Source organism: Moorena sp. SIO1F2 (assembly GCF_010672755.1).
In the GTDB taxonomy this organism is placed as follows: Bacteria; Cyanobacteriota; Cyanobacteriia; order Cyanobacteriales; family Coleofasciculaceae; genus Moorena.
On record NZ_JAAHFV010000122.1, the window covers coordinates 1 to 16,655 of the forward strand.

At 41.3% G+C, this 16,655-nt stretch carries 13 protein-coding genes; 4 read left to right on the plus strand and 9 right to left on the minus strand.

Annotation, left to right across the window (positions count from 1 at the left end; genetic code table 11):
- Positions 1-190 precede the first annotated feature (190 nt).
- On the minus strand, positions 191-2,236 hold the full coding sequence (locus F6J94_RS16015; RefSeq protein WP_367142222.1) for a galactose-1-epimerase: 2,046 nt from the start codon (positions 2,234-2,236) through the stop codon (positions 191-193).
- Between the two features lie 613 nt (positions 2,237-2,849).
- Here F6J94_RS16015 and F6J94_RS16020 point away from each other — a divergent pair.
- On the plus strand, positions 2,850-4,691 hold the full coding sequence (locus F6J94_RS16020; RefSeq protein ID WP_293041931.1) for a carotenoid oxygenase family protein: 1,842 nt from the start codon (positions 2,850-2,852) through the stop codon (positions 4,689-4,691).
- A gap of 777 nt (positions 4,692-5,468) precedes the next feature.
- On the plus strand, positions 5,469-6,965 hold the full coding sequence (locus F6J94_RS16025; protein ID WP_293041934.1) for a TldD/PmbA family protein: 1,497 nt from the start codon (positions 5,469-5,471) through the stop codon (positions 6,963-6,965).
- Positions 6,966-7,139: 174 nt separating this feature from the next.
- On the opposite strand, the gene F6J94_RS16030 is transcribed toward F6J94_RS16025, so the two are convergent.
- Positions 7,140-7,481 (minus strand): XisI protein, encoded by a 342-nt coding sequence (locus F6J94_RS16030; protein WP_293018790.1) that lies wholly within the window; start codon positions 7,479-7,481, stop codon positions 7,140-7,142.
- Positions 7,469-7,885, minus strand: a complete 417-nt coding sequence (locus F6J94_RS16035) for a XisH family protein (RefSeq protein WP_293018789.1) — start codon at positions 7,883-7,885, stop codon at positions 7,469-7,471. Before F6J94_RS16035 ends, F6J94_RS16030 begins: the two co-directional genes overlap by 13 nt.
- A 333-nt stretch (positions 7,886-8,218) precedes the next feature.
- On the opposite strand from F6J94_RS16035, the gene F6J94_RS16040 reads away from it, so the two are divergent.
- Both F6J94_RS16040 and F6J94_RS16045 read left to right on the plus strand, forming a co-directional pair.
- On the plus strand, positions 8,219-9,964 hold the full coding sequence (locus F6J94_RS16040; RefSeq protein ID WP_293041937.1) for a hypothetical protein: 1,746 nt from the start codon (positions 8,219-8,221) through the stop codon (positions 9,962-9,964).
- 143 nt (positions 9,965-10,107) lie between these two features.
- The gene (locus F6J94_RS16045; RefSeq protein WP_293018785.1) at positions 10,108-10,476 is read left to right on the plus strand and encodes a translation initiation factor; all 369 of its coding nucleotides are present in this window, start codon (positions 10,108-10,110) and stop codon (positions 10,474-10,476) included.
- A 94-nt stretch (positions 10,477-10,570) separates the two neighbouring features.
- Here the strand turns inward: F6J94_RS16045 and F6J94_RS16050 are convergent, their stop codons facing one another.
- The 6 genes from F6J94_RS16050 to F6J94_RS16075 all read right to left on the minus strand — a co-directional run.
- Complete coding sequence (locus F6J94_RS16050; RefSeq protein ID WP_075897741.1) at positions 10,571-11,077, minus strand: hypothetical protein; 507 nt, start codon at positions 11,075-11,077, stop codon at positions 10,571-10,573.
- A gap of 185 nt (positions 11,078-11,262) precedes the next feature.
- A complete protein-coding gene (locus F6J94_RS16055; RefSeq protein ID WP_293041940.1) occupies positions 11,263-11,916 on the minus strand; it encodes a nucleotidyltransferase family protein in 654 nt (217 codons plus the stop codon).
- 40 nt (positions 11,917-11,956) lie between these two features.
- Positions 11,957-13,114 (minus strand): XdhC family protein, encoded by a 1,158-nt coding sequence (locus F6J94_RS16060; protein WP_293041943.1) that lies wholly within the window; start codon positions 13,112-13,114, stop codon positions 11,957-11,959.
- 274 nt (positions 13,115-13,388) lie between these two features.
- Positions 13,389-14,063, minus strand: coding sequence for a transaldolase family protein (locus F6J94_RS16065; protein ID WP_293041946.1), 675 nt, complete (start codon positions 14,061-14,063; stop codon positions 13,389-13,391).
- A gap of 184 nt (positions 14,064-14,247) precedes the next feature.
- Positions 14,248-15,432 carry a nuclear transport factor 2 family protein gene (locus F6J94_RS16070; RefSeq protein ID WP_293041949.1) on the minus strand — a complete coding sequence of 395 codons (1,185 nt, stop codon included), beginning with the start codon at positions 15,430-15,432 and terminating at the stop codon, positions 14,248-14,250.
- Positions 15,433-15,893: 461 nt separating this feature from the next.
- Positions 15,894-16,655 (minus strand): molybdopterin cofactor-binding domain-containing protein (locus tag F6J94_RS16075; protein ID WP_293041952.1); only part of this gene is annotated, 762 nt, incomplete at its 5' end.

Sequence of the window (16,655 nt, forward strand, 5' to 3'; positions counted from 1 at the left end):
TTAAATCTGTATGGTTATGGAATTCACATTATTGTAGGTTAGGTTGAATGATAAAACCGAACAGAAGCCAGAGAGCGATAGGTTTTGGTATCGCTCTACCCATCCTACAAATTCAGTATTATTAATCTGAATTATAAATTATATACTCCTACTAATTCTCTGATTAATCCAGGATAATTGCTATAACTTTCTAGGGCATCCCTTTAATCTTAAGACGGATACGATAAAGACTGTTTCTTGCTGTAATGTAAAGGGTTTGGTAGTCACTGTCGCCCCATGCTAAATTAGCAGGCGCTTCTGGTGTTTCAATAATGCCAAGTAGATCCCCTTGTGGTGAGAAAATCCAAACTCCTCCTGGTCCAGTGCTGTAAACATTTCCTTGGATGTCTACCTTCATACCATCTGCTGCCCCCTCTTTACTAGGAGGTTTCAGTTCGGCAAAAAGTTTTCCATTCTCTAACATCCCGTCTGGCTTGACATCAAAAACCCGAATATGACCTCTTTGTGAATCATTCACATATAATTTAGTTTCATCTGGGGAAAAGACAATACCATTAGGGCGCACAAAGTCATCAACTAGCAGGGTTAGTGTGCCATCTGGTGCTAGGCGATAAACACCATAAAACCCTAATTCTTCTTGTTCGGATTTGATGCCATAGGGAGGATCGGTAAAATAGATGCTACCATCTGATTTGACTGCTAGATCGTTGGGACTATTCAGCCGCTTCCCTTGGTAGTGACTAGCTAGAGTTACGATTTTTCCATCTTTCTGTGTTAGGGATAGACGACGATTACTATGTTCAGCAGTAACTAAACGCCCTGAGCGGTCTAAAGTATTACCATTAGCATTGCCAGAAGGTTGACGAAAAATCTCGGTTTTTTGCTCTGGTTGCCATTTATAAATAGTATTAGCTGGAATATCACTAAATAGCATAAATCCGTCGGGATGCCAAACAGGTCCTTCAGTAAACTTAAAACCTCCTGCTACCTTTTCAACTTGAGTATTGGGAGCAATAATTTTTCCTAGATTATTTTGTTTGGTGTAAAATTTATAAACCATTAGGTGTCGATAAGTTTCACCTGGATTCAAGATAATCGAAGGAAAGTTAGGCTGATTGACTGAGTCAGGAAAATGTTGTGTCTCTAGGCACAAACCTTGATGATTTTTATAAACAACATCTCCTTTACCCACAGTTCTAAGCTTAGGAAGATTTCCAGAAAAAAACTGTATTCCTGGCTGATTAGTGTGAAGCTCCATCACCCGACCAGATTTTGGTTCATATACAGTAGCTGCCAGTTTGATTTTTTCTGATTCTCCATTCAAAACATAATTGAGGTCGTAACCTCCTGGATAGTTTTGCTTTAGGGTATTTCTAAGCTGATTAATGCCATCTCCAATCAACTGAGGCTGAGTAAAGTCGTAGGGTGTATCTTTAACTGATTTAATCTCTCCTGTAGGGATTCGCTGTTCGTTGTTAGGCGTATATCTATCGGCATTGATCGTTAAATATTGTCCTAGAATATTTCCAGAAGCATGACCAGCCAAGTTCCAATATGAATGATTCACCAAGTTGACAGGAGTAGGTTTGTTAGTGGTAGCAGTCATTTCCAGCTTTAACTCATTATCGTTAGTCAGAGTGTAAATAGCTGTAACTGTCAAATCACCTGGATATCCTTCTTCTGAGTCAGCACTCAGATAAGTTAGTTTTAGTGCCTGTCCTTGGCTACTGTTAATTGGTTCAGCATTCCAAACCACTTTGTCAAAACCTTTGTTACCACCATGGATGTGATGGGAACCGGCATTAGCAGCTAGATCATACTTTTGACCATTGAGAGTGAACTGAGCATCTTTAATCCTATTAGCGACGCGACCAACAATTGCACCATAATATAGGTAGCGCTTAGCCGCCAAATAATCTTCTAGACTATCAAATCCCAGCACTACATCGTCTAGCTCACCGCTGTTGTCAGGCAAGTGTAATTCAGTAAGAGTCGCACCATAGTTGGTTATCTTCGCTACTAAACCATTAGTATTGGTTAAAGTATAGAGATAAACGTTTTGACCATCTTTAGTCTGGCCAAATTCAATCTTCGTTACACTGTTGTTTTCTTTGTTCTGGTAGTTATTTGCTGTGGCGTAAGATTGCTCAGGGTTAAATCTCTTGTATAAATCTGATTTTACTAAAAGTACAGTCATTACCATTGCGGTAAAGACTGTACTTATTTTTGTTAACATTGAGCTAGTAAGCATAGTTGATTTTTTAGTAATTAATTGTCATCTATTATAACTATTTTTTTTAAAGTAATATAAGAGAGGGAAAAGTTTGTAATTATTTAGCTATCAGTTATCAGCTATCAGCTATCAGCTATCAGTTATCAGCTATCAGTTATCAGTTATCAGCTTATAGGCTATGGGCAAGCTGTCTCGATGCAATAGCGAGCAGGGAAAACCTTCAATACCGCTTAGGTGCGACCCGTGGCAACCTCCAAGACCGGGCTGTCTCCCCAAGACTGCACGGCATCGCTTCTGAGTAAGACTTCTAGAATTTAGATGGGTTTGCCCTGGAATTATAGTTGAGGACATAGTATAGCGTTTGTCTCTCCCATGAGGTACAAACCGATCCCCCGTTGGTACCCCTTAAAAAGGGGGACTTTGAGGTTGATAAGCGTACCTCATAAATGTAATAAACGCTATATTTTAGTTTAAAGAGAACTTCGGATTGACCGTAGGTCACGCTACGCGATCGTAAAATTTTATATCACAGAATAGAAATATGTCTTAACATTTACTTCGAATGGTATAATATAGCAAGATATATGCGTATTGGTTATAGACCAAAAAAGTAACCATGACAGCAAAACCGAAAGCAACACCTTCAACTGACTTACCCAATAACCTCCGCGAACACAATACAGCATCCATCGACCTAGAGATGAATGTAATTGAAGGAGAAATTCCTTCTGATTGTGAGGGACATGCTTTTTGGTTAGTTCCAACACCTCAAAATGGAGCTACTCCTTGGTTTAATGGCTATGGACAGTTGTATCGTTTAGATTTTGAAAGCGGAAGAATCCATCTCAAAAGCGAACAATTTCGCACGCCTTCTGTCATCTGTGATCAAAAAATTAATGAACAGCCCTGGTGGACATACTTCACAAATTTGCGAAAATTACTGTTTGGGAGATTATTTAGATTTCGTAATCTGGGAGGTTTGGCTCGTCTAAGCCCCAGATTAGGCGTACAAAACCAATGTAATACAGCGATTCAAGCTTTCCAAGATCCTGAGAATAACTCTTGGCGTATGTTTGCCACCATTGATTCAGGTCGTCCTTTCGAGTTTGACTTAACCACCCTAAAACCAGTTACACCTGTAGGCGATCGCTCCGAATGGATTCCTTTAGAAATAAATGGCATACCAAGTCTTGGGGATATTAAAATACCCTGGATTTTTCCTATGCATATGACTGCCGCCCATACCGCTTACGATCAGAATACGGGAGAAATATTTATTATTAATTGCCTGTTTGATAATCCAATCAGTATGGGAGCAATTGATCCAGATGCTTATATACATATTTGGAATGGTCAAGGTAAGTTCCAGACAACCAAAATAATTGATGAGCGCACCAATAAGCCAGTTGAAATTAAGCAGTCTACGCACCAGATAGCGATTACCAAAAACTACGTGGTAATTATTGACACGGCTTTTCTCATAGAATATTTAAGAATGTTACTTCCTGAAGTAAAAGCTAAAGCTCAATCAGCTTACAATCAAGTCTGGTTAGTGCCGCGAGCAGAACTTCAGGGCGAGAAAGCTATTGCTAAACACATCACAATCCCTCGCGAATGTGTTCATTTTTATGCTGATTATGAAGATAATGATGGAGAAAATTTGACCTTGCATCTGGTGTTAGCTTCTGGTCATGATGTTAGCGAGTGGCTACAGAAATCGGATAAAAGATGGCCAACCTTATTTGAGTTTGTTCCATCTGCTTTTTATGGCTATCCTCCTGGTGTATATGATCAGCAGGGTTTTGGTAAATGTGTTGTTAATGCGAAGACAGGCGAACTAAAGAGTGAACAACCTTGCTTATTCGAGGATTTTTGGGGAGTTGCACTCCCTACATATCAAGGAATTCAAGGTACGTCTCCCACACAGTTTCAGAATATTTGGGTAAATTACACTGGGTATATTAGTGAAATTACCCCTCGCAGATTGGTTGAATTATACGCTAATCATCCTTTCCGTAAAGTACCAGTAAACGATTTACCTAATTGGAAACCATCAGGTATTTTGCGATGGTCTCCAGTGGATATGGAAGTTAAAGATTCATGGACTATTGAACGAGGGTATGTAGTTAATACCCCTATTTATGTTCCTAAGCAAGGGCAAACTGACGAACTTGAAGGGTATATCGTGGCGACAGTAACTACTCCTAGTGGGTCGGAATTTTGGATTTGGCAAGCAGGAAATCTTGCGGCAGGACCAATTACCAAATTGGGTCACGAGGACGTTAAATTTGCTTTGTCTCTCCATTCAGCTTGGGTTCCTTCCATCGCCCCACGGGATGCCAAGTATAAAGTGGATCTCCGCCAGGATATGGATATCAACAAGCCTGAGTATTTCTTACCTGACTGGATTAAGGAAATCTTTGAAAAGGATATTTATCCCGAATTTGAAGATCACTGACATGCTTCCCCGGTAAATTTAATACTATAGCACTACGCATTCAGATGTTTGACATTCCTAAACTCCGAAACGTAAGTAATAGCTTACTTTTGACTTCTGACTTCTAACTTCTCACGCTAAGCGTAGCGCTATACCGGGGGCTTCCAATTGATAAAAATAAACCTGATGTCCCCTGCCTTGGAGCAGGGCTTTTTCATTGTCGTTTGAGAATGATGAGGAGCTAGGGAAATAGGGAGATGGGGACAATTAGTCGATCAGCTCACTAGATGTAGAATTACTGAAGCTATTTCAGATTAGCCGATAGTTTTGAATAAATATTTTGATATCAACTAAAACCAGGGCAAATGTATTTTAATAAGGTGCATCTTATTAAAGCTGTTTTACTCGGTGGTGCGTTACGGGGCAGACTGTCGCAACCGTGGCTACCGATAAAATCCTCGGCCCCCCCTAACGCACCCTACGCAAACTTTTCTACTAATTGAAAAGCGCTATAGTTTTGATATCAATAATCAAGGAAAACTTAGGGATTTGACCCAGGGGTGGGAGTAGATGATTGATTGTGGACAACTAGAAAGACGCTGATTTATTATTGGTTCTTATTGCTTCTTATTGCTTTTAGGATTAGGCTGAATGGTTACAATCAGCGACCTTGATTTTACTAACTTTTATTAAAATGAGGAGAGGGCTAGGTTAATCATAATCTAGCCAGTGCGATTATAGCAACTTTAATCCATATTAGGCATTGTTCTTAAACATTATTTACATACTTTACATACAATGATAAAAGCCTTAGCACCAATTACGACTACAGACTTGGCGAGAGACTTGGCGACACTAGGGATTGATTTAATTCGTAAAGCTGGGTGTGAGTATGGGGATATCCGTATTTGTACCTACCGTAATCAGAACTTAACCGCACGCGATCGCTCCCTTAGCCAACTCTGTGATAATGTTAGTTCTGGCTTTGGGGTAAGAGTGTTACTCAATGGCGCTTGGGGCTTTGCAGCTAGTCCCTATAAAACTCCAGAGGAAGTGGAACGAATGGTGGCTTTAGCTGTGGAGATTGCTAAAGGTAGCCGCCTTTGTCAGCAAACACAGGTAAGATTAGCCCCAGTAGAAGCCTATCGCGATACCTATATTACTCCAATCGAAATTGACCCGTTTACTATACCGATTACTGAGAAAGCCGATTTACTATTGCGTATCAATGATCAATTGCTTAGCTATAGCGATCGCGGAATTAAGAAGGCTTACTCTTTCCTGCGTTTTACTCGTGAAGACAAGATTTTTGCGTCTACTGTTGATTCCCTAATTGAACAGACTATATACCGTAGCTATCCAGGTATGGGTTGTACAGCAGTTGCTAATGGGGATGCTCAAAGCCGTAGCTATGAGCGTCCACCTTTAAATATCGGTTACGAGCATATTCAACCCCCAGACCTTTTGAATCAGGTAGAACGGGTAGCAGAAGAAGCGATAGAGAAGGTTCATGCTCCCAAGGGACCTTCTGGTATTCGCAGCACTCTGATTCTGAAGCCTAGTCATCTCCACCTAACGATTCATGAATCGGTGGGACACCCTACGGAACTGGATCGGGTGTACGGCTATGAGTCGAATTTTGCTGGTACTAGCTTTGCGACTACTGATAAATTGGGCAAGCTGCAATATGCTGCTCCTTGGGTGAATTTTAAATGCGATCGCACTCAATCGGGGGGACGTAGTACTTTAGGCTATGACGATGAGGGGGTACCAGCACAAGATTGGTATGTTGTCAAGGATGGCATTTTAGTAGACTACCTCACTGACCGGGAAACGGCTTATCGACTAGGTAATGCCAGTAGTAACGGTTGCGCTTACGCCGATAGTTGGTCAAGTGTTCCGATGGTGCGGATTCCTAATTTAGGGTTAGAACCGGGAGCAGAGGGAGGAAGTCACTCTGCCACACTATCAGAAATGATTGCTGAGACTGAGGAAGGGATTTTAATTGATGGTAGAGGTAGTTTCTCCATTGACCAGCAGCGACGTAATTTTCAGTTTGGTGGAGATGCTTTCTGGAAGGTGGAGAAAGGTAAAGTAGTGGGCATGCTGAAGGATGTTACCTATCATTCTATGAGTACTGATTTCTGGAATAGTGTTGATGCCATTGGAGTGGCTTCGGAACAGGAGCAGTTTGGTACCCATATGTGTGGTAAAGGGGAACCGATACAACTTGCTCAAATGACCCATGCTTGTGTGCCGGTGCGGGTGCGCAATATTCAGATTGGGGGAGCATGAATCGTTAATGGTTAAGGCTCTCCCGGCTTTGGGGTGATAAGGCAAGCTTATATCACGTAATTCCGCCAGTTCCAGCCACGTTGATTGTCGATTTTGTGCCTTTTGATACGTTTTCAACCACAGATCCGGGAGAGCCTAATAAAGTCGCAAACCTCTAAATAGGGTATCATAGTTTTAACCAACTGCATAACGGGTAAATTGGCGCTTAAAAGCGGAATGAAAACCTAAAACGATATCAGAAGTGGGTACACCCATTTCCACCAACCTCTCAGCAACCGAGTCTTCAGTCCCGTTATATTGAATCCAAATTTTGCCATCAATAATATCAAAGTGCATCACAGGACCAAATATCCGCTTATCTCCTTGCCAACCCACATAAGCCAATTGATAATGGTCGTGTTCCCTATCAAATATTAGCTCGGCTTTGACCGTATCCCTATCAGTAGGGGTTGCTATTTGGGAGTGTTCAGTTAAAATCTGCTTGACAAATTGCCGATATTGCTCTATTTTATCCATTGCCTAATCTCCTCCAATTTCGGATCGTAAATCATCAACTTGACTTGGTAACGTCTCAGAGCGCGTTGGATGAAAGAAAGCTGAAAAAAATCTTGATAAGTTTCATAAGGAATAGCTAAATAAACAATTCGCTCTGGTTCAAGTTCTTCAAGAGCCTGACAATAGTTAAGATATTGCCCTAACGCCGTATGAAATGTGCTGATATCTGAGTCGCCAATAAAGCTTTTAATTTCTACAGCAATTTTTTCGGCATCTCGTTCAGCTGCGATTGCGATTTCTGCCGCTAAATCAATTTGTAATTTGACTGCCTCGCCAATCCGAATCGTGAGAGGATCGTGAGTGATATTCCATCCGTCTTTGATCAAAGCATTTTTAACCTGTTGATGGAAAACGTCTTTTGCCATTTTGGATGTTTTTCATCCCTTATCTAATTTATTTAATTCTATCATCTACGGCCTTGTCATAAGCTGTTGCGCATTTAAATTGGATATTATTCAGTTTCTTGATGCAAAGCGTGAGTGGTTTTGGGCTGGTTGACTGACTTTAGTTGAGGGCCATTTCACGAACCCCTCCAAACATGGGCATGAATATGGCAATTGAAGCTCCTCAATTGCCGGATAGTTGGTCAGGTAATTTTAAATTAAAAATTTATAATTGACAAACAAAACTGATGGTCTAGAGATGAATCAGCAGCTAAGATCGATGAATTAACATTTCAGATGTGATAGGAGATGACAATGTCTGTACCTACCCGTACTCCTTTACCAATTATCCTAATTCGTGGGTTTGGTGGTCTCAATATTCAAGAGGAACAGCGCTTAACCTATCAGGGGTTTAACCAAGGCACTGTCTATGAACACAAAAAGGGAACAAACGAGATTTATGAAGGATTAATCCTGAGTTTCCTCAAGTCAGACTGGCAATACCATGATGCTACTAACGTCGTGACTTTTGGTAGTCGGGAGATTGAAGATGAACCAACCCTGCCTCGGAAACTAAAGTCTTTGCAGCAAATGCTCCAGGATGGCAAACCCCTGCCATCATCACTGGAGTGGTTAAAGGATAATGGTATTTTCGATAAATTTAAGCGCCTCAAAGAAGAAACCTATACTCTAAACTATCCAGACAAAACAGAAGAAAAAAGATATTTTTCCGGGGATAAAGTGGTCATAAACCCAGAGAGGGCAGAATCCTTTTTGGAGTCTACCAAAGATCCCTGGCGCTCCATTTGGGTATTTCGCTACTATGACCTGAAAGAGCGTAAATTTGAAACCTATGGTAATGCCTTGGTGCGTCTAATCTACTTAATTCGTGAACTAACGGCGAATCAAGCAGGTGTTAAACCTAAGGTTAACATCATTGCCCATTCTATGGGTGGGTTAATCGCTCGCGAAGCAGTTCAAGTCATCTATCCCAGCCTTGGTCTTAAGGCTGAAGACTACATCAATAAAATTATAACTTTGGGAACTCCTCACCAAGGCATTACCTTCCAAATCTTAGAAGATTGGCTGGGGTTTGGGGGAGAGCTAGGAGCTCAAGAAGAATTAGAGCGCTTTAATCTCAAAAATCAAAGTAAGCTCAACAACCCCTATTCATTCCAAAATTTTGAGAAACACTTTCCATTAGAACGACTTTTAACTATTGTTGGTACCAACTATAAGTCTTACAATTTGCGACAAGCCTCCTTTCTCAACCGCGTTTTCTCCCCGAGATATGAGTTTGGTTCTAACTATAACCGTAGTGATGGCTTAGTTAAGCAATTCTCTGCCCAAATTCCTGGGGCACCCCGTACCTTTATCCACAAATCCCACGGTGGTTTCGACTCCGTGATTACTTCCCGGGAAGCATTTGAAGTAGCAACGCGCTTTTTCTTTGGGGATGTGCGATCGCGTTTACGTTTTGTCAACGCCCAAATCACTCGGGGTAAGGATTGGTTTGGCAAGAGTGAGTTCTTTCTGGGAGTATCGATTAAACCCCGTCGGGTGGACTTTGAACTGTTTCACCAGAGTGAGGGGGCGGAAAACTGCTATGGTCCGTTTATTAAAGAGGATTTGACGGACGAAAACCTAGCATTTCCTTGGGCAGATGGCAAAAATCTGATCTGGGAAGGCTACCTGAATACCATATCAATTCTAGAGGATGAGAGCATCCCAGCACAAGAGAAAGACATGGTCTTACGGCTGGACTTTTACGTCGGTGAACGGGATTTGTTAGGTCTTGGTTTCTCTGACAATGTCATCTTCCGCAAACAATACTATATCCGGGTTCTGATTGCCAAGACACCCATAGAACTCTACCTCCATACCGATGAAAAATTTGCTCAGCCAGATTTTACCCCCAATCCCGCTGATAAGATGAAAGAAGTGGATGGTGCCTGGGAATTTCAAGTGCAAGACACTGGATTTGAAGGGACCTTCCAGATCGAAATCGATTGTGTTCCTGAACAGGGACATCCAGAACCGTTTCTTTCCGGGATAGGATAATGGGTAATGGGTAATAGGTAATGGGTAATGGGTAATTGGTAGTTGATGATTACCGATTACCCATTATCCTGACCCAAAAATCGAACTACTATTTGGTAAGTGATTAACCGGACTTGTAAATAGATTGATACTATATTGAACTAATGGCTTCATCAAAATCAAAACGCAATGCTGCTGACTCCAAAACCTCTGGCAATCGAATTGCTTACCAGGAATTTGGCACTAGCAATGACGCTGCAGTTGAACGACCAATTCAAGAACTTCCGCCAAATCAGCAAGATTTGCGGGTACAAGCATCACGGAAAGGACGTAAGGGAAAAACCGTTACAGTAATTAGTGGATTTCAATCATCACCAGAAACCTTAACCAAGTTACTTAAACAGCTGAAAGGCCAATGTGGTAGTGGTGGTACAGTTAAAGATAATACTATTGAAATTCAAGGAAATCATACTGATAAACTAGTGCAAATAATGATTAAACTGGGCTACAAAGCTAAAGTTAGTGGGGGGTAATGGTAAACTAGATAAACCAGGATGTTTAAACACGGATAAACGGATAACCTAAGATTAGTTTATCCGTTTTAATTACTAATTTAAATTACTAGATTTAAATGACTAGTTTCGTAATCCTCAAAACATCGTGATCGGAACGAAGGTAGGGAACTGAGGTACTTCTGAATCCAGTAACAAAGGGTCGATGATACAACTTCCAATAAATGGGACTCAGGTCATGAGCGATCGCTTTTAGGGCTTTGAGTTCTTCTGCTAGTTCCGCTGCCAGTTCATTAATCCGTTCAGCGTGGTCATAAGCTTGTTGTGTGGCTTGTTCTATTTGGTCTTCTAGGGTTAGGGGTTGACTGATAGTAAGTGCTGGCTGTAACTGCTGCTGTTTTTGTTGCAACTGGGCTTCTAAGGCTGCGATCGCATTATCGATTCCTAGTATCTCTACCGATCGTTGGGCGTTTTCACTGGCTTGACGACGGTAGGCTTGAGCGATCGCTTCTGGGGACTGGTCTTCTAGGATGATTTCCTGGCGGGTTAGGGTATCACGTTCAGCACGTAGTGCGGCAATGCTCTGGCGAATTGCGTCAATTTCTGAGTGTATTTGCTCCATTTTTGCCTTTAGCTATGAGTTTTATACTCTTTTTATATTGAACAGTCAACAGCCTCATCCACAAGGGGATCGGGCTTGTAACTAACAGGACTTACGCCATAACTATACCAGTAAGCTGCGTTATTAACGCACTCTACTATAGGGTTTGTATTTGAGATGTAAACCTAGGAGGTCTTGTTTTTTTGTCAAATAAAACTCCGGAGCTCTTGCCCCTCTTGGTTTTTCTCTAACTTCTGGTAATCTCTTGGTGTATCAATGTCAATTACACCTAATGGAAAAGAAATACTAAATACTTCGTTGTAGTATTTGTTAATTATTTTTTTTGCCCCCACGGTCTCATCTAAGGTTGCTAGTTCAGAGAAAACTATATGTTTAAACAAAACAGGTACACCTAATGTATCTGCATATTGACAAGCAACAATGGGTTTTCCCGTAGCATGATAGGCTGCCACTAAAGAATTAATAATTTCAGTAGAAATAAACGGCTGGTCACAAACAGTAATAACTGCTGCGTCTATGGTTTCATAACAACTTCCAAGGGATAGAATTCCCCTACGAATTGAGGAACCCATTCCCAAATTCCAATCTGGGTTTTCAACTACCGTTACAGAAGGTTGGTTAACTTCAGAATATATCTGTTGGGCATTTGCTCCTAAAACCACCACTACAGGCTTGCAGACTGAAGCCATTGCTTTCTCTAGGGTATGGCGAAGTAAGCTGCATCCCTGATAGGGTAAGAGTTGTTTAGGTTTACCCATGCGGGTTGATGCACCTGCTGCTAGGATAATAATAGCAATATTTGATTCAGTTGGTTTTAGCTGTGAATGGGTTATTTTCATTTCATAATTCAAAGAATCAAGAGTCAAACTTCCACAAATTTTATAGTTTATCAATTGGGATTTCCTTGACTTGAGTTCGTTCGTGAATTGGTTCCATGCGGTGTTTTAAAAAGCCACCACCACGGTTTGCTAACACGGCTTGAATCTCAGCAATGATGGATAATGCGATCGCTTCTGGTGTATCTGCACCAATATCAATACCAACAGGAGTATATAACTTTTCTAGCTGTATGGGTGTACATTCTACTCCTGCTGTACGTAAATCTTGCAGTAACCTGGCAGTGCGTTGCTTGGAGCCCAAACAACCCAGATAGCTGATTGCAGCAGGGATTAGCACTTTCAAAATTTCTAAATCATCGAGGTAGTTATGAGTCATTACCACAGCAATGGTGTCATCATCAATAGATATTTGCTTGTCTAAAATTTCCCTGCGGGTGAGAATCACCTGATCAGCCATGACAAAACGCTCTTGAGTTACCTCACTCCCTCGACAATCAACTATAGTGACTCGCCAACCTAAGGCTTTAGCAAACTCTGCTACAGGTAGACTATCACGACCTGCACCAAAAATTATTAGGTGTGGCGGGGGTTTAATAAACTCGATAAAAATATCTACTTTACCGACTGCTAATTGGTATTGATAGAAACTTGAATGTTTATTTTCCAGAGCAGCTTGAGCATCTTTGAGCAAAGCAGCAGTCAAATACTCTTCTTGAATATCAGTATTTACACGATTATTTGATTGCAGGATTAAACGCGCCCCAACCTGAACATTAACCGTACCTTCCACAGCAACAACAGTGGCAATAATACCTTGCTGCTGGTTATAGAAACATTGATGAATAAAAGCTAAGGGATTAAGGGGATTATCTTGATTTAGAGGCTCAATCAAGACGTTTACCACACCGTTACAACCCAGGCCAAATCCCCAGATAATGTCCTCATCAGCAGTGGTATCATAAGTGACGACTATGGGTTTTCCGTGTGGCATGGAGACGCGAGTATGCTCAAATACATCATTTTCCAAGCAACCACCGCTAATGGTTCCTACCATTTTACCAGTTGATGTGATCAGCATCCGCGCACCAGGTTGGCGATAGGTAGAGCCTTGAACATTGACAACAGTAGCAAGAAATACTTGTTGATCGTTGTGTTGACTATCTCCGAATGCTGCTAGAATAGAATTTAGCTCTTTCATCTTGACTACTGGATAATCCTACTTATTATAGCAGAGCTCAAAATCGCCTTTTACCAATTTTTTATCAACAATTAGCCCAATCTCAATACTTATTAGGCAATGAAACATGGACAGCAGCAGATATAGCAGCGTTATGTTCCGTGGGTTACTACAGCCTTTGGAGCAGGTACAAATTATTGGCTTTTAGGTACCTCATAACTGCGCTAAAATCTATATGTATGTTTATTTATGGTCTCTATATCTGCCTATTTTATTATCCAAAACTCAGGTCACATTAAGTTTCAAAAGATAATTTATCACCAAAGACTTGTTGCCAATCAGTATTAAATTGTTCAACGGCCAAAGGTATAGCCGGATGTGAAACCATTTGTCCCATTATACCTACAGGCAAAGTAATTGCACCAACCCCTGCTTGTAATACCTCTAAAACTTGACGCGGATTTTTAAAACTAGCAGGTAATAAACAACAACTTAGCTGTTGTTGTTGGATAAGTTGTTGAAGTTGCTCCACAACTGTGACACCATTTCCCCCAAAAACATCAATTCGATTTACATAAGGAGCTAAATAATCTGCACCTGCTAGTGCAGCTAAAAAACCTTGTTGAACTGTATAAATTGCCGTAGCTAATAGAGGTATCTGCTTCTGATGTAACTGTTTTATTGCCACCAGACCTATTTCCGTGGCCGGAATTTTAACCACTATATCATAGGGTAAAGCTGTTATTTTATCAGCTTCAACGATAATTTCATCTACAGATTGACTAATAACTTGAATGTGGAAACGTGCCTCATTCCCTAGTATAGTAGTTACTTCTTTAAGTAGTTGATTAACACCTATGTTAGCTTGAGCCAAAATACTGGGGTTCGTTGTTATTCCTTTAATCGGTAAGCAAGAGTTAAAATGTGCTATTTTTTCAACATCGGCACTGTCTAAATATAGTTCTAACATGATTTAATTTTGATTAACCTTTACTGAATGAAAATACTCCGCAGCACAGTTAAATAAGCGTTAGGGTAAACTTGTTGATATTGAACACCAGATGAGCCCAAAAACCTATAGTTATGATTTGATAATAAAAGTGATTTGGGGCAGCAAATTGCGTCCGCTCTTGCTGAGCCAACCTCCAAGCAAATCATATAATTAGCCATAGCGCAAGTCCCCAGAAAGGAATAAATCGAAACCAGCCAATTCTGCTGTTAACTGCACCCAAAAGTAAAGCCTGAACAATGGAAAAAAGTACTAAATCTACACAGAAAGCTAATGTAAGTCGGTTCGTCATCAATTGCTCGCCAAAATAGTTCATTCTCTCGACCAAATCTCCAAACTCTGGTCGGCAAAGTACCCCCCAAAATAAGGCAATTATCCCCACTATCATTCCTGTCCAACCAAATACACGAGCTAATATTCCCTTGTTCGTTTCCTCCTTTACTGGAGGAATTGGTGTATTATAGCGCAGTGCCATATAAGGGGTAAGAACAGCATTGGTTCCGAACATCGCCAGACTCCAAATCAGAATCTTGGGGAGATGAGTTGTCCTTCTATCGACGAGGAGTAGAGGTAAAAACATGAAAATCCAAGCTTCGGCAAAGTTGAAGAGTGCTTCTAAGGTAGGATGAACCACTGGTGCTTCTAAATAATTAATGCCTACTCGGTTAAAAAGGGGTAAAATAAAGAAAAAATTCAGAGATTCATTTACTATTTCCTCTATAGTTTCTGGTTGAATAGCCCAAGCGGGTTGCCCTGGAATAAGTTGCCCTGGTGGAGATAAAAACAGAATGTAAATATAGGCGATCGCTATTAACCCAAATACTAGAGCAAGAAAGGGTTGACTTTTTGGAATCCCTTGGCCTAAGGGAGAGATTTCCATGGTACTTTTATCTTGCCGATTTTTCAGCAGTTTTCGTATCAGCGGAGATACTAGTCGGATGATAAAGAATGCCGCCTTCCCTGGTTTTATGGGGGGTTCAACCAGATCACGGGCTAAAACTAACTTGCCAGTTACCTCAGAACAACGATAAAAGCTAACACCTCGTCCGTTGGGAAAGGGAATGCCGTCTAACTCAACGTGCCATAGTATTCCTACTGCCAGGGGATCCCCTGTGGTGATATCGTCAATGACAAATTTTAACTCATCCGGGATACCTTGACAGGATTCTTCCAGAAGTTGTCTGACAGCTTCCTTTCCTTTGAATGGTTGGGAAAAGTTGAGATCCTCGTAAATACACTGGTCGTCTATCCACTCCATCGCAGCGTTAACATCCCTACGATTGATGGCTTCATAGATGGACTGGATGAGATTATGGGCAGGTGTGGTCATGAGATTTGAAATTTTAGATTTTAGATTTTAGGTAACCATTTAGTGGTAAACCTGCATGGCAGGGATTAACAGAAGCACCTTTCCAAGAATTAAGTGATCAGCAATTATATGATCGCTCTCCGCAGACATACAAAGTATTGCCCTCGTTGTCGGCAATCTCTAGTGTTGATAGATAAACTCAAAGATTATTGTCTAAATTTTACCGCAGTCTTGGCAATATTAGTCTTGTTACTAATACTAATTAATCTGAATATAAGACTAGTTTTGGTACCAGCTATGTTGGGAATATTGAGTTTAATTTTCTCCTATAAACTAGGCTGAATTCGGTAAAGATTGATCAGCAGCATTCCCAAAAAAGGTTTACCCGTGGTTGACTTATATGAAAATTAACATCATCACAACATAAACATCATCACATAACAGAAGAGGCGTTGAATGGAACGCCTCTTCTGTTATGTGTGTCACAACAACTTATCCGGTGTAATTGGTAAATCACGGATACGTTTACCTGTAGCATGGTAAATAGCATTAGCGATCGCAGCCGATACTCCTGTAATCCCAATTTCACCCAAACCCCGCACCCCTGCGGGATTAAAGTTATAGTCGGGTTCCCCTACAAATGTCACCTGAATCCGGGGAATATCTGCATGACTGGGATAATGATAGGTGGCCAGGTCGTAAACCACAGGATAGCCAATATTTGGGTCAAAATCACAGGCTTCCATCAAGGCGTGGCCAATACCCATAATTACACCACCCCGTATCTGAGACGCTGCAGTTTTGGCATTCATTACTCGCCCAATATTCATCACAGACACCCAACGGTTGACGCGCAAGCGGGCAATGTCTTCATCTACGCTGACTTCACAAAAATGTGCCCCCCAGGATTGGAATGCCCATTTCTTCCCCTCTTCACCGGCTGCAGAAGAGGCTGTCGCTTCAAACGCAGCTTGTCCCGACTGATGCAGGGTGGCAAAGGCTTCTTGGGCTGTTGCGGCAAGAGCTGTCTTAAGAACTGCCTCACAAGCCGCCATCACTGCTGGTACAAGGGTTGCTGTCATTTGGGAACCACCCGCCATCCCACCATTTGGCAGTAAGGAGTCTCCCATCTCCACCCGTACCTGTTCTACAGCTAGCCCCAATACCTCGGCTGCTGTACCTGCAACAATGGTATATGCACCAGTACCCATGTCATTAGCACTAGTGAGGATATGGGCAGTACA

Excerpts from the sequence above, each read along its gene's own strand:
- F6J94_RS16055 (WP_293041940.1), bottom strand. The coding sequence starts at position 11,916 with ATGAAAATAACCCATTCACAGCTAAAACCAACTGAATCAAATATTGCT.
- F6J94_RS16020 (WP_293041931.1), top strand. The coding sequence starts at position 2,850 with ATGACAGCAAAACCGAAAGCAACACCTTCAACTGACTTACCCAATAAC.
- F6J94_RS16065 (WP_293041946.1), bottom strand. The coding sequence starts at position 14,063 with ATGTTAGAACTATATTTAGACAGTGCCGATGTTGAAAAAATAGCACAT.
- F6J94_RS16015 (WP_367142222.1), bottom strand. The coding sequence starts at position 2,236 with ATGTTAACAAAAATAAGTACAGTCTTTACCGCAATGGTAATGACTGTA.
- F6J94_RS16040 (WP_293041937.1), top strand. The coding sequence starts at position 8,219 with ATGTCTGTACCTACCCGTACTCCTTTACCAATTATCCTAATTCGTGGG.
- F6J94_RS16060 (WP_293041943.1), bottom strand. The coding sequence starts at position 13,114 with ATGAAAGAGCTAAATTCTATTCTAGCAGCATTCGGAGATAGTCAACAC.
- F6J94_RS16045 (WP_293018785.1), top strand. The coding sequence starts at position 10,108 with ATGGCTTCATCAAAATCAAAACGCAATGCTGCTGACTCCAAAACCTCT.
- F6J94_RS16035 (WP_293018789.1), bottom strand. The coding sequence starts at position 7,885 with ATGGCAAAAGACGTTTTCCATCAACAGGTTAAAAATGCTTTGATCAAA.
- F6J94_RS16070 (WP_293041949.1), bottom strand. The coding sequence starts at position 15,432 with ATGACCACACCTGCCCATAATCTCATCCAGTCCATCTATGAAGCCATC.
- F6J94_RS16025 (WP_293041934.1), top strand. The coding sequence starts at position 5,469 with ATGATAAAAGCCTTAGCACCAATTACGACTACAGACTTGGCGAGAGAC.
- F6J94_RS16050 (WP_075897741.1), bottom strand. The coding sequence starts at position 11,077 with ATGGAGCAAATACACTCAGAAATTGACGCAATTCGCCAGAGCATTGCC.
- F6J94_RS16030 (WP_293018790.1), bottom strand. The coding sequence starts at position 7,481 with ATGGATAAAATAGAGCAATATCGGCAATTTGTCAAGCAGATTTTAACT.